8 protein-coding genes are annotated in these 13,938 nt (G+C 68.2%); 6 read left to right on the forward strand and 2 right to left on the reverse strand.

All coding sequences use genetic code 11. The features are described 5' to 3' along the window. The first annotated feature begins 38 nt into the window (after window positions 1-38). The 3 genes from AC56DV_RS30280 (at window position 39) to AC56DV_RS30290 (ending at window position 5,067) form a co-directional block, all read left to right on the forward strand. Window positions 39-2,558 carry a zinc-dependent metalloprotease gene (locus AC56DV_RS30280; protein WP_496317912.1) on the forward strand — a complete coding sequence of 840 codons (2,520 nt, stop codon included), beginning with the start codon at window positions 39-41 and terminating at the stop codon, window positions 2,556-2,558. Window positions 2,559-2,733: 175 nt separating this feature from the next. Further along, the gene (locus tag AC56DV_RS30285; RefSeq protein WP_496317913.1) at window positions 2,734-3,936 is read left to right on the forward strand and encodes an ammonium transporter; all 1,203 of its coding nucleotides are present in this window, start codon (window positions 2,734-2,736) and stop codon (window positions 3,934-3,936) included. 72 nt (window positions 3,937-4,008) lie between these two features. Beyond that, complete coding sequence (locus tag AC56DV_RS30290; RefSeq protein WP_496317914.1) at window positions 4,009-5,067, forward strand: oxidoreductase; 1,059 nt, start codon at window positions 4,009-4,011, stop codon at window positions 5,065-5,067. A gap of 44 nt (window positions 5,068-5,111) precedes the next feature. On the opposite strand, the gene AC56DV_RS30295 is transcribed toward AC56DV_RS30290, so the two are convergent. After that, window positions 5,112-5,687 carry a helix-turn-helix domain-containing protein gene (locus AC56DV_RS30295; RefSeq protein ID WP_496317915.1) on the reverse strand — a complete coding sequence of 192 codons (576 nt, stop codon included), beginning with the start codon at window positions 5,685-5,687 and terminating at the stop codon, window positions 5,112-5,114. A 183-nt stretch (window positions 5,688-5,870) separates the two neighbouring features. On the opposite strand from AC56DV_RS30295, the gene kbl reads away from it, so the two are divergent. Genes kbl through AC56DV_RS30310 form a run of 3 tightly spaced genes read left to right on the forward strand, consistent with a single transcriptional unit; the run spans window position 5,871 to window position 9,476 of the window. Next, on the forward strand, window positions 5,871-7,076 hold the full coding sequence (gene kbl, locus AC56DV_RS30300) for a glycine C-acetyltransferase (RefSeq protein ID WP_496317916.1): 1,206 nt from the start codon (window positions 5,871-5,873) through the stop codon (window positions 7,074-7,076). A 22-nt stretch (window positions 7,077-7,098) separates the two neighbouring features. Then, window positions 7,099-8,061 carry an NAD-dependent epimerase/dehydratase family protein gene (locus AC56DV_RS30305; protein WP_496317917.1) on the forward strand — a complete coding sequence of 321 codons (963 nt, stop codon included), beginning with the start codon at window positions 7,099-7,101 and terminating at the stop codon, window positions 8,059-8,061. 35 nt (window positions 8,062-8,096) lie between these two features. Then, entirely contained in the window at window positions 8,097-9,476 is a 1,380-nt protein-coding gene (locus AC56DV_RS30310; RefSeq protein ID WP_496317918.1) for an L-serine ammonia-lyase, read from the forward strand. On the opposite strand, the gene AC56DV_RS30315 is transcribed toward AC56DV_RS30310, so the two are convergent. Further along, a complete protein-coding gene (locus AC56DV_RS30315) occupies window positions 9,473-13,918 on the reverse strand; it encodes a DEAD/DEAH box helicase (RefSeq protein WP_496317919.1) in 4,446 nt (1,481 codons plus the stop codon). The genes AC56DV_RS30310 and AC56DV_RS30315 overlap by 4 nt on opposite strands. Between the last annotated feature and the right edge of the window lie 20 nt (window positions 13,919-13,938).

The raw sequence follows: 13,938 nt of genomic DNA on the forward strand, positions 1-13,938 counted from the left end.
CCCTCCGGGGCGCGTTTTACCATCCACAGACCATGCCCATGACCAAGCCCGCTACGCTTCCCGCCGCGCTGTTCGTCCTATCCTTGCTGACCGCCGTCCCCGTCCTCGCCGCCGACGCGCCCAAGACCCTGTCCGACCACACCAAGGGCCTGCAGGCGCAGCCCGGCTTCATCGACCTCTGGCGCGACAGCGACAAGGGCCGCGTGCTGCTGTCCGTGTCCGTGCTGGACCAGCCCTTCCTGCTGGTCAGCTCGCTGCCGTACGCGCTGGGTTCGAACGACGTGGGCCTGGACCGTGGCCAGCCCGGCGAGGTGAAGCTGGTGCGTTTCCAGAAGCACGGCAGCCGCCTGTTCCTGGTGCAGGACAACACCCGCTTCGTGGCCAACTCGCGCGACGCCGACGAGCGCGCCGCCGTCGCCGAATCGTTCGCCGGCGCCGTGCTGTGGGCCGGCGACATCCTCGCCAGCGACGGCGGCAAGCACCTGGTGGACTTCTCCAGCTTCCTGCTGGCCGACCAGCACGGCGTGGCGGGCCGCATCGCCGCCGCCAAGCAGGGCGCGTACAGCGTGGACGCCAGGCGCAGCGCGGTGCTGCCCGAACTGGCCAAGAGCTTCCCCGACAATACCGAGCTCGAAGCCTTGCTGACCTTCCAGGGGCCGGGCCAGGGCGACTTCGTCAAGCAGGTGGCGGCCGACCCGGCCAGCCTGTCCATGCGCCAGCACATCAGCCTGGTGCGCCTGCCGGACACCGGCCCGGTCGCCGCGTCCGCCGGCGCCGGCAGCGCCGCCGCACGCTACCGGCCGCGCGTCTACCATCCCGCTTCCGGCGGCTTCGACACCGGCTACTACGACTTCGCCACGCCGCTGGCCAAGAGCCTGGACGTGCGCTGGCAAGTGCGCCACCGGCTGGAAAAGTCCGATCCCGCCGCCGCTGCCGCCGGCCTCCCCAGCCCGGTTAAAAAGCCGATCGTCTTCTACGTCGACCGTGGCGCGCCCGAGCCGGTGCGCAGCGCCTTGCTGGACGGTGCGCGCTGGTGGGCCAGCGCCTTCGAGAAGGCCGGCTTCAAGGACGCCTACCGGGTGGAACTGCTGCCCGAAGGCGCGGACGCGATGGACGTGCGCTACAACGTCATCACCTGGACCCACCGCGCCACGCGCGGCTGGTCCTACGGCAACGCGCTGGCCGACCCGCGCACCGGCGAAATCATCCGCGGCGCCGTCAACCTCGGCTCGCAGCGCGTGCGGCAGGACATCCTGATCGCCGAAAGCCTGCTGGCGCCGTATGGTAACTCGGGCAAGACGGGCAAGGACGCCGGCGCCGAGAAGCAGAAGCTGGCCGAAGCCATGGCCCTGGCCCGCCTGCGCCAGCTGTCCGCGCACGAGGTGGGCCACACGCTGGGCTTCGCCCACAACTTCGCGGCCAGCCGCCACGGCAACGGTTCCGTGATGGACTACCCCCATCCGGTGCTGAAGATCAACGCGCAAGGCGAGATCGACCTGCAGGACGCCTATGGCGTCGGCGTCGGCCCCTGGGACGATTACATCGTCAAGCATGTCTACGGCCAGTTCCCCGGCGACGAACAGGCCGCGCTGGCCAAGCTCCGCGCCGAAGCGCGCGCCGCCGGCCTCGAATACAGCGGCGACAGCGACGCCCGCTCGGCCGGTGCGGCGCACCCGCAAGGCCTGCTGTGGGACTTCGGCCCGGACTCCATCAAGACCTGGGACAGCCTGGGCGCCGTGCGCCGCCGCGCTCTGGAGAAGTTCTCCTTCGACGTGCTGCCCGATGAACGCCAGGCCGGCGAACTGGAAGCGCGCCTGGTGCCGGTGTACCTGCTGCAGCGTTACCAGGGCGAAGCGTTGGCGCGCCTGATCGGCGGCGGCGATTTCGAATACGCCACCAGCGGCGACGTGAAGGCGGGCCTGGCGCAGGGCGGCGTGCGCGCGGTGCCGGCGGCAACCCAGCGCCAGGCGCTGGCCCGTCTCGCCGACACCTTGCGCGCGGAGTACCTGGCGCTGCCGGCCAATGTGCTGGACCTGCTCACGCCGCCCGCGCAAGGCTTTGAACGCAACCGGGAGTACTTCCAGACCCGCATGGACAGCGTGTTCGACGCCTTGTCGGCGGCCGAGGCGGGGGCCGCGCACAGCGCCGGCTTCCTGCTGGATCCGGCGCGCTTGAACCGCCTGTCCTGGCAGCACGCGCGCGACGCACAGCAGCCCGGCGCGGCCGAGGCGCTGAACCTGCTGCTGCAGCGCACCTGGAAGCGGGAGGCGGTACCGGCCTCGGTGCCGGGCGGGGAAGCTGTGCAGATGGCCGCCAACTGGGTTCTGCTGGACGGTACGCTGAACCTGCTGGATGGCGGCAAGCTGCACCCCGGCGTGCAGGCCGAACTGCGCGGCGTGGCGGGCGAGTTTGCCGCGTGGCTGGCGAAGAATCCGGGGCAGGGCGCAACCGCCGCTAGCCGCAAGCAGGCGGCGGAACTGGTACGCGCCTACCTGGCCGACCCGCGCAGCGTGAAGCTGCGCACCATGCCGTCCGTGCCGCCCGGCGCTCCGATCTGATCTACGCACCAAGTTGGCGCCCCGCAATGGTGCGCCTGCACCGTCGCGCGGCGCGGCGATTGGCGCCGAAACCCAGTCAAATCAAATGCTTAGCAATTCGCACCAATTTGGTACGATTTTTGCTTTTAAGAACATTCTTTATTTGATTTTGCATTCTTTTGGGGAGTGGTTGGTTATGGCTGGTAGCAATTCTGGTGCGGACGCGCTGTTTATCCTGCTTGGCGCCATCATGATTTTGGCGATGCATGCGGGTTTCGCATTCCTGGAGCTGGGCACGGTGCGCAAGAAAAACCAGGTCAACGCGCTGGTGAAAATCCTGGTCGACTTTGCGGTCTCCACCATCGCCTATTTTTTCATCGGCTACGGCATCGCCTACGGCGTGGACTTCTTCGCCAGCGCCGAGGTGCTGGCGGCCAAGAATGGCTACGAGCTGGTGAAGTTCTTCTTCCTGCTCACTTTCGCCGCCGCCATCCCCGCCATCATCTCAGGCGGCATTGCCGAGCGGGCGCGCTTCAATCCGCAGCTGATCGCCACCGCGCTGCTGGTCGGCTTCGTTTATCCCTTCTTTGAAGGTATGGTCTGGAACCAGCGCTTCGGCTTCCAGCAATGGCTGCTGCACAGCTTCGGCGCCGAGTTCCACGACTTCGCCGGCTCCGTGGTGGTGCACGCCATGGGCGGCTGGATCGCGCTGCCGGCCGTGCTGCTGCTGGGCGCGCGGCGCGGCCGCTACATGAAAAACGGCGCCATCGCGGCGCACCCGCCGTCGTCGATTCCCTTCCTGGCGCTGGGCGCGTGGATACTCACCGTGGGCTGGTTCGGCTTCAACGTGATGAGCGCGCAGGCGCTCGACAAGATGAACGGCCTGGTGGCCGTCAACTCGCTGATGGCCATGGTGGGCGGCACGCTGGTGGCGGTCCTGATGGGCAAGAACGACCCCGGCTTCGCCTACAACGGCCCGCTGGCCGGGCTGGTGGCTGTGTGTGCCGGGTCCGACCTGATGCACCCGCTGGGGGCGCTGGTCACCGGCGGCATCGCCGGCGCCGTGTTCGTGTGGATGTTCACGCTGGCGCAGAACAAATGGAAGATCGACGACGTGCTGGGCGTGTGGCCGCTGCACGGCCTGTGCGGCGCCTGGGGCGGCATCGCGGCCGGCATCTTCGGCCTGAAGGGGCTGGGCGGCATGGGCGGCGTGTCGTTCGTGTCGCAGCTGATCGGCACTGCGCTGGGCGTGGTCATCGCCGGCGTTTCCGGTTATGTGATTTACGGCGCGCTGAAAGCCGCCGTGGGCCTGCGCCTGGACCCTGAGCAGGAGTTCCAGGGCGCCGACCTGTCGGTGCACCGCATCAGCTCCACGCCGGAGCGCGAGTCCAATTGGTAACGCGGACGGCGGCGCCTATCGTCTATAGTTGCGGAGCTCTGTCACATTAACACGCACAAGAAAGGCTATTCTATGCAACCCTGTTCCGTGGGCCTGATCGGCTATGGCCTCGCCGGCAAAGTGTTCCATGCCCCCTTGATTGCTGCCGCCGCCGACGCCGGCCTGAAGCTGGCCCGCATCTCCAGCAGCAGCGCCGACGCGGACGAGGTGCGGCGCTGCTATCCCGGCGTGATGCTGGACTCAGGGCCGCAGGCCATGCTGGCCGATCCGCAGATCGGCCTGATCGTCGTGGCCACGCCCAACGCCAGCCACTATGCGCTGGCGCGCGCCGCGCTGGAGACGGGCAAGCATGTGGTGGTCGACAAGCCCTTCGTGGTGTCGTCGGCGGAGGGCGAAGCGCTGATCGCGCTGGCGAAGGAGAAAGGCTTGCTCATCAGCGTGTTCCACAACCGCCGCTGGGATAATGACTTCCTTACGCTGCGCGGCTGCATCGAGTCCGGCAGCCTGGGGCAGGTGCATTCCTACTACGCCCACTTCGACCGCTATGCGCCGCAGGTGAAGGCGCGCTGGAAAGAGGAGCAGCAGCCGGGCGCGGGCGTTCTTTGGGACCTGGGGTCCCACTTGATCGACCAGGCGCTTCAACTGTTTGGTTTGCCCCGCGCCGTGACGGCGGATCTGTCGGTGCAGCGCGCAGGGGCCCTGGTGGAGGACTGTTTCCACCTTACACTGGACTATGGCCACTGCAAGGCGGTGCTGCGCGCCGGCATGCAGGTGTGCGCGCCCGGCCCGCGCTACGAAGTGCACGGCACGCAGGGCAGCTTCGCCAAATACGGCATAGACGGGCAGGAATCGGCCTTGAAAGAAGGCGCAAGGCCGGGCGATGCAGGCTGGGGTGCAGACGACAGCGCCCACTACGCCACTGTGACCGTGATGGCGGACGGCGCGCCGGTGGCCCGGCGGGTGCCGACGCTGGCCGGCGGCTACGAGAGCTACTACGCCGGCATGGGGCGTGCGATCAACGCCGGCCAGCCTGTCCCGGTGGACGCGGCGGACGCATTGAGCGTGGTGCGCATCATCGAGGCGGCCCGGGTAAGCCACCGCGCACGCCGTACCGTCGATTTTCCGATGTAAGCGGCCGCAGACGCCCGAAGGCGCGTTGGGCAGCGCCGTGCGGCTTAGCGGTGGATGACCACCAAAATGGCCTTGGCCTCGGTCTTGCCCGGATTGCGGATGGCGTGATCGAGGTCGCCCGGGTAGCGGGCCGTGCCGCCCATCTTGATCTTCTTCTTGCTGCCGCCCACTTCCAGCTCCATTGAACCGTGCAGTACGGTCAGGTGCTCGGTGGTGCCGGGGTCGTGCGCCTGCGACACCAGCTCGCCGCCAGCGGCCAGCGTCAATTCATACCACTCATATTTCCCCGCCAGTTCCATCGGGCCCAGGATGCGCATGGTGTAGCCGGCGTGCGCGCCGGGCAGGGTGGGCGTCTCGTGCGCGTCCAGGACCCGTATCGTTTCCACCGCGCGCTCCGAGTCCGACAGCAGCTCGCCGATCGCCACGCCCAGCGCGTTGGCCAGGCGCCAGGTGATGGCGATGGTGGGGTTGGCCTTCTCGCGCTCGATCTGCGACAGCATGGACTTCGATACCCCCGCGATGCGCGACAGGTCTTCCAGCGTCAGCCCGCGCGCCAGGCGCAGGCGTTGCAGGGCGGCGCCGACTTCGGGCGGGGCGTTATTCGGGGCGGGTGCTTTCATGCGGTTTTCGTTCTTATATATGTTGCAAAGTTCAATAGCGGTTGCAAAGTTCACCAGCGTTCGGTAATATCCATTATATTGAACTTGAGTTCGAAATAACGGATTTCAGGAGTGCGGTGAAAAAATTGGAGTAAACTCCATTCAACCCACAGCATAACCCCACACCACCAAAAGAGGAAGATCATGAGCGAACAAGCGAAAAACGCCTTCTACACCGGCCTGCAGCAGAATCTGGATACCCTGCGCGAACAGGGCCTGTACAAGCCGGAGCGCGTGATCGCTTCCCGCCAGGGTTCCGAGGTGGTGGCGCAGGACGGCCGCACGCTGATCAATATGTGCGCCAACAATTATCTGGGCCTGTCCGGCCAGGAGTGGGTGGCCCAGGCTTCCATCGACGCGACCGAGAAATACGGCTACGGCCTGTCGTCGGTGCGCTTCATCTGCGGCACCCAGACCGTGCACAAGGAACTGGAGCAGGCCATTTCCGCCTTCCTGGGCACCGAGGACACCATCCTGTACGCGGCCGCCTTCGACGCCAACGGCGGCGTGTTCGAGCCGCTGTTCGACGAGAACGACGCCATCATCTCGGACGCGCTGAACCACGCCTCCATTATCGACGGCATCCGCCTGTGCAAGGCCGCGCGCTTCCGCTACGCCCACAACGACATGGCCGACCTGGAAAAGCAGCTGCAGGACGCGGCCGGCAAGCGCAACAAGATCATCGTCACCGACGGCGTGTTCTCCATGGACGGCACCATTGCCCAGCTGGACAAGATCGTGGAGCTGGCCGAGAAATACGGCGCGCTGGTGCTGATCGATGAATGCCACGCCTCCGGCTTCATGGGCAAGACCGGGCGCGGCACGCACGAGCACCACAATGTGCTGGGCAAGATCGACATCATCACCGGCACGCTGGGCAAGGCCCTGGGCGGCGCCATGGGCGGCTTCACCTCGGGCCGCAAGGAAGTGATCGACACGCTGCGCCAGAAGTCGCGTCCCTACCTGTTCTCCAACACGCTGGCGCCGTCGATCGCCGGCGCCTCGCTGGAAGTGCTGAAGCGCCTGTCCGCCTCCACCGAGCTGCGCGACCGCCTGCACGAAAACACTGCTTACTTCCGCAAGGAGATCGAGCGCATCGGCTTCACCATCAAGCCGGGCACCCACCCGGTGGTGCCGGTGATGCTGTTCGACGCGCCGGTGGCGCAGAAGTTTGCTGCACGAATGTATGAGCTGGGCGTTTTGCTCAGCGGCTTCTTCTACCCGGTAGTACCGATGGGCCAGGCCCGCGTCCGTGTGCAGCTGTCCGCCGCCCACACCCGCGAGCAGCTGGACACGGTACTGGCAGCATTCGAGCAGGCGGGCCGTGAACTCGGCTTGCTGAAGAACTAAATCAGAGAACAGAAAGAACAGCATGGAACGCATTTTAGTCATTGGCGCAAACGGCCAGATCGGCAGTGAACTGGTGGACGCGCTGGCGCAAAAACATGGCGCCCAGAACGTCATCGCCACCGATATCGGCGCCAGGAATGTCTATAACGCAGCGCGCTACCAGGTGCTGAACGTTTTGGACAAGGAAGCACTGGCGACCCTGGTGGCTTCCGAAAACATCACCCAGGTGTACCAGCTGGCGGCCATGCTGTCGGCCACCGGGGAAGCGGCGCCGCTGAAGGCCTGGACCCTGAACATGGACGGCCTGCTGAACATCCTGGAAGTGGCGCGTGTGCGCGGCGAACAGGGCAAGCCGCTGCGCGTGTTCTGGCCGTCGTCGATCGCCGCCTTCGGCCCGAACACGCCGTCGCACGACACGCCGCAGCTGACCGTCATGGACCCGACCACCATCTACGGCATCAGCAAGCTGGCCGGCGAGCGCCTGTGCGAGTACTACTTCCTGAAGTACGGCGTGGACGTGCGCAGCATCCGCTACCCGGGCATCATCAGCTACAAGTCGCCTCCGGGCGGCGGCACCACCGACTACGCCATCGCCATTTTCCACGCGGCGCTGCGCGGCGAGACCTACGAGTGCTTCCTCGGCCCGCAGACCACGCTGCCGATGATCTACATGCCCGACGCGATCCGCGCAACTGTGGAATTGATGGAAGCGCCCGCGTCGCAAATTAAAGTCCGTTCCTCTTATAATGTGGCCGGCGTGTCGTTCAATCCCGCGCAGCTGGCAGAGGCTATCACTCGCGCCGTGCCGGGGTTCAGGATCGAATACAAGCCGGACAGCCGCCAGGCGATTGCAGATACCTGGCCGCACAGTCTGGACGACTGCCACGCGACTGCCGACTGGGGCTGGAGAGCCAGGGTCGGCACCGAAGAGATGGTCAAGGACATGCTGGCGAACATCGACGTCAGCCTGGGCCAGGCCGCCTGAATAGCTACCCGCTAACTACTATAAAGAGACATCCAATGGACATGAGCGTATTCGACCTGTTTAAAATCGGCATCGGGCCATCCAGTTCCCACACCGTGGGACCGATGGTGGCGGCGCGCCGTTTCCTGGTCGACGCCGGTCCCCTGGATGACGTCGTGGCGGTGGAAGCGGCCCTGTATGGCTCGCTGGCGCTGACCGGCGTGGGCCACGCCACCGACAAGGCGGTGATCCTGGGCCTGATGGGCGAAACGCCGCAGCACGTCGATCCCACGCAAGTGGACGCCATGCTGGCGGCGGCCGAACAGAAAAAGGAACTGGCGCTGCTCGGCACCCACGCGGTGCCGTTTACGCGCGCGGCCAACCTGCTGTTCCACAAGAGCGAGACGCTGCCGGAGCACCCGAACGGCATGCGTTTCACGCTCAAGCGCGCCGACGGCTCGGTGCTGAGCAAGGTGTATTACTCGGTGGGCGGCGGCTTTATCCGCGAAGAGGGCGAGACCGGCGGCATCGACGGCCGGCCCGCAGTGGAGCTGCCATACCCGTTCGACACCATGGCCCAGCTGCTGGAGCACGGCAAGCGCACCGGCCTGACCATCCCGCAAATGCTGCGCGCCAATGAGCTGATGCGCGTGTCGGAAGATGAATTGAACGCGGGCGTGGACCGCATCTGGCACGTGATGCGGGACTGCATCGCGCACGGGCTGGAAACCGCCGGCCAGCTGCCGGGCGGCCTGAATGTGAAACGCCGCGCGGCCGGGCTGTGGCTGCAGGCCAAGGGCGGCGACGTCGCCAACGCGCTGCCGCACGACGCGCTGCACCAGGTGAGCCTGTACGCCATGGCGGTAAACGAAGAAAACGCCGCCGGCGGCCGGGTCGTGACGGCGCCGACCAATGGCGCGGCGGGCATCATCCCGGCCGTGCTGCGCTACTACGCGGAAGACTGCCACCCGAGCGACCCGGTCAAGGGCGTGCGCGAGTTCATGCTGACGGCTGCGGCCATCGGCATGCTGTGCAAGCGCAACGCGTCCATCTCGGGCGCCGAAATCGGCTGCCAGGGCGAAGTCGGCGTGGCGTGCGCGATGGCGGCGGCGGGCCTGGTGGCGGCGCTGGGCGGCAGCAATCTTCAGATCGAAAACGCGGCCGAAATCGGCATCGAACACCACCTCGGCATGACCTGCGACCCGATCGGCGGCCTGGTGCAGATCCCCTGCATCGAGCGCAACGGCATGGGCGCGGTGAAAGCCATTACCGCAGCCTCGCTGGCGCTGAAGGGCGACGGCACCCATTTCGTCAGCCTGGACGACGTGATCGAAACCATGCGCCAGACCGGCGCCGACATGCAGGTCAAATACAAGGAAACCTCGCTGGGCGGCCTCGCCATCCACGTGGTCACCGTCAACCACGCCGCCTGCTAGACAGTACGCCTGCCTACCAGCCGTGCGTGCAGGAGTTCGCGCTCGGCGCCGGGTGGGGACAGGTAGCTGATCTTGCCGGCGACGATGGTCGCCACCGGCAGGCCTTCGCGGAACAGGATGCGGTTGCCTGGAACGGCGGGCACTTTGTCTCCGGCCAGCAGCGTGCCGCACAGGTTGAGCGGGTCCACGCCGGAGATGCAGACCAGGCTGCCGCTGTGCTCTCGCCGCCGCACTTCGCGCAGCAAGGGGATGGCTTCGGGCAGCGCGAACTGTTCGCCTGAGAATCCCGCCACGAAGCGCCCGCCACGGATTTCGCCGCGCGCCTCGAGCCGGTGGTAGACCGGCAGCAGCTCGCGCCAGGACGGCAGCCAGGATGCTTCGCGCTCCAGCAGGCGCCAGAACATCACACCGTAGCGCCGCAGCAGTGTCATGGCGACGTATTCCAGCGTTTCGGGCGGCAGGCGTGGCCTGCGGGCGGGCTTGCCAGGCGCGGGCGTGGCCACCACGCTGGCCGCGTTTGCGGCGTCGCGCCGGACCAGCGCCCAGCGGCCCGCTTCTTCCATGGTGGGCCCGGCGCCCCGGCGGCGGCGCTTGTCGTTGCTGGCGCGTTTGGACGCGGGCAGCAGCATGGCGCGCATGCCGGCGAAACTGTCGGCGTTCACCAGGCCGACCGACACCAGTTCGCCGAGCGCGTTTTCCAGCTCCACCGGCAGCATGCGCGCGTCCTGCTGCAGTTCGTCCAGGAACATGGCGCCGTGGCGCTGCAGCAGCTCCAGCACGCCGGCGGCGCGGGACGACACCTCGGGCGGTTCGCCGGCGCCGTTCAAGCCGTGCCACAGCGCGGCCTGGCGGCGCGGCAGCAGCACGATGGGCGTGCTGCGCACCGGGCCGCCCGCAGCCGAACGCGGAGCGCCGACGCGGGTCCACACCACTTTGCCGGCGCGGCACAGGTCGTCCAGCCACAGGATGGAGTAGTCGCGCAGGCGCAGCGCCAGCAGGTCGGCCTCCCAGGCGCCGGCGGCGGCTTCGTAGCCTTCCAGCTGTGCCAGCACGCCGGGCAGCGCGTCCTGGCCTTGCAGTTGCGTGTCTTCCGTGAGGTGCTGCCAGTCGAACAGGAAGCGCATGAAGTCCTGCTGCTCGACAGGTTCGATCTCGCGCCGCAGCCGCTTGATGGTGTAGCGGTGGATGCGCGCCAGCAGGTGGCGCTCGCACCATTCTTCCTCAGCGGCGCCGGGCGTGAACTGGCCGCGCATGACATAGCCTTCGCTTTCCAGCTGGGCCAGGGCGATGGCGGCGGTGCTTTCGGGCAGCGCCAGCGCGCGTGCGATGGCGGCCAGCGGCTGCGGGCCGAAGCCGGTGAGGCGGGCGCGCAGCAGCTCCACCAGCGCGGCGTCGCGCATCCAGTCGTCAGGGCCGTTGCCGCGATGGCTGTCGGGGATGGCCAGCGCTGGGGACGCGGTGGCGCCGGGATAAACGGCTTGCAGGCAGTCCAGGCGTTCCAGGGCGACCCAGAGATCCGGTCCGCCGCCATCTGCGCCCGGGCGGTCGCCGCTGCCGCTGGTCGCGCTGCCGCCGCCGCGCAGGCGGGCGGCGCGGCCTTGCTGCGCCAGGGCGGCCAGCCATGCCGGCCAGCCGTCCTGCCGCTGTGCTTCCTCGTGCGTCAGGCAGGCCAAGGCCACCAGCGCCTCCTGCACTTCGTCCTCGTTGCGGGCAGCCGGCCACGCTTCCTCCGCCACGCCGGCGATGGCGTCCGCATCGAGTGCGCCCAGGTCGCCGGCGCTGGCGGGATCCGTCCAGCGGCGGTTGATGACGGCTTGGGTGCGGCGCTCTTCCAGCGGCGCGTCGTCCAGGAAGGCATAGGGGCGGGCGTTGAGGATCTCCATCGTCAGCGGCGACGGCGCCGGCAGGTCGCGCGCGATCAGGCGCACCTCGCCCGCTTCCATGCGCCGCAGGAGCGCCAGCCAGCCCTCGCTGTCCATGGCCTCGTGCAGGCAGTCGTCCAGGGTCTGGTCCACCAGCGGGTGGCTGGGCAGTTCGCGTTCGCCGACGATGTTCTCAAGGCACGCCGCCTGGTCCGGGAACACGGACGCCAGCAGGTCGTCGCTCTTCATGCGCTGCAGTTGGGGTGCGACCTTGCGCCCGCCGGTGAAGCGCGGCAGGGCCAATGCCGTGGTGGCGTTCCAGCGCCAGCGCACGTTGAACAGCGGCGCGTCCAGCAGCGCCTGCACCAGTATGTGCTCGGCGCCGTTCGAGCGCAGGTAGCGCCACACTTCGTCCAGCGGGAAGCTGTGGCTGGTCGACAGGGAGAGGATGATGGCGTCCTCGGTGGCGGCGGCCTGCAGTTCGAAGTTGAAGGTGCGGCAGAAGCGTTTGCGCAGCGCCAGGCCCCAGGCGCGGTTGATGCGGCTGCCGTAGGGCGCATGGATCACCAGCTGCATGCCGCCGGATTCGTCGAAGAAGCGCTCCATCACCAGCGTGTCCTGCGTGGGCAGGACGCCCAGTGCCGCGCGCGCCACCGCCAGATAGTCGACGATCTGGCGCGCGGCGGCGTCGCTCAAACCGAGATGCTCTTCCAGCCACGCCACCGCGCGGTCCAGCGCTGCTTCGCCGCTGCCGCTGTCATCGCCGCCGCCGCCCCCGGCCGGCCCCGCCAGCTCGCGCTCGATTTCGGCGCGCAGCCGCGCCACGCCGGCGGACAGCTCGTCGCTGCGGCCGGGCGCTTCGCCCAGCCAGAACGGGATATTGGGCGCGGCGCCATGCGCGTCCTCCACGCGCACTTTGCCGGCGTCGATCTTGAGTATGCGGTAGGACGTATTCCCCAGTTGGAAAACATCGCCCGCCATGCTCTCCACCGCGAAGTCCTCGTTGACGGTGCCGACCGACTGCCCCTGCGGCTCCAGCAGCACCGTGTAGTCCGCATTGTCCGGGATGGTGCCGCCCGAAGTGACAGCGGCCAGCTTGCCGCCGCGCCGCCCGCGCAGCGAGCGGCTGGCCGCGTCGCGGTGCAGATAGGAGCCGCGCACGCCGTTGCGCGTGGTGTAGCCTTCGGCCAGCATGCGCAGTACCGCGTCGTAGCGCGCCCGCTCCAGCCGCGCGTAGGGCTGCGCGCGCCGCAGCAGCTCGAACAGCTCGTCCTCGCCCCATTCCCGGCACGCCACTTCGGCCACGATCTGCTGCGCCAGCACGTCCAGCGGTGCGGCCGGGATGCGCAGCGCATCCAGCTCGCCGCGCCGCACGCAGTCCAGCAGCGCGGCGCACTCGATCAGGTCGTCGCGCGAGGTGGGGAACAGGCGCCCCTTTGGCATGCCGCCCACATGGTGGCCGGAGCGGCCCACGCGCTGCAGCAGGGCGGCGATATTGCGCGGCGAACCCACCTGGCACACCAGGTCCACGTCGCCGATATCGATGCCCAGCTCCAGCGACGCGGTGGCGATCAGCACCTGCAGCTCGCCCTTCTTGAGCCGCTGCTCGGCCGCCAGCCGGTGTTCCTTGGCCAGGCTGCCGTGGTGCGCGGCCACGTGTTCGGCGCCCAGCCGCTCGCCCAGGTGGCGCGCGATGCGCTCGGACAGCCGCCGCGTGTTGACGAAAATGAGCGTGGTCCGGTGCAGCACCACCAGTTCGGCCATGCGGTCGTACACGCGCTCCCACACTTCGTTGGCCATCACCGGTTCCAGCGGCACGGGCGGCAGCTCCAGCGCCAGGTCGCGCGCCCGCACATGGCCCACGTCCACCACTGCGCAGTCATGCTCGCCGCCGCTGCCGACCAGGAACTCGGCCACCAGCGAGAGGGGCTTTTGCGTGGCGGACAGGCCCACCCGCACCGGCCGCGCGCCTTGCAGCGCGCATAGCGCGTCCAGGCGCTCGAGGCTGAGCGCCAGGTGGCTGCCACGCTTGCTGCCGGCCACGGCGTGGATCTCGTCGACGATCACCGTGCGCACGGTGGACAGCATGGCGCGCCCGCTGTCGGAGCCCAGCAGCACGTACAGCGACTCGGGCGTGGTGACCAGGATATGCGGCGCGCGCCGGCGCATGGCGTTGCGCTCGGCGGTGGTGGTGTCGCCGGTGCGCACGGCGGCGCGGATGCCGTGCGCGGGCAAACCCATGGCGGCCAGCTGCGCGCCGATGCCTTCCAGCGGCGCCTCCAGGTTCAGGCGGATGTCGTTGGACAGCGCCTTCAGCGGCGACACGTACAGCACCCGGGTTTCGTCCGGCAGCGGCGCGGCGCTGCTGGCGCGCACCAGCGCGTCGATGGCGGCCAGGAAGGCGGTCAGGGTCTTGCCGGAGCCGGTGGGCGCGGCCACCAGCGTGGGGCGGCCGGCTTGGATCAGCGGCCAGGCGCGCAGCTGCGCCTCGGTGGCGCATGGGAAGGCCGCAGCGAACCACGCCGCGACGGCGGGATGAAAGTCGCCTGCAATGCTGGCCAGTGGCGTGCGCTTGTTCATAGCGGTTCAGGTGGGGGCGC

Source organism: Massilia sp. BGA-UO-ETr-WB1 (assembly GCF_059567845.1).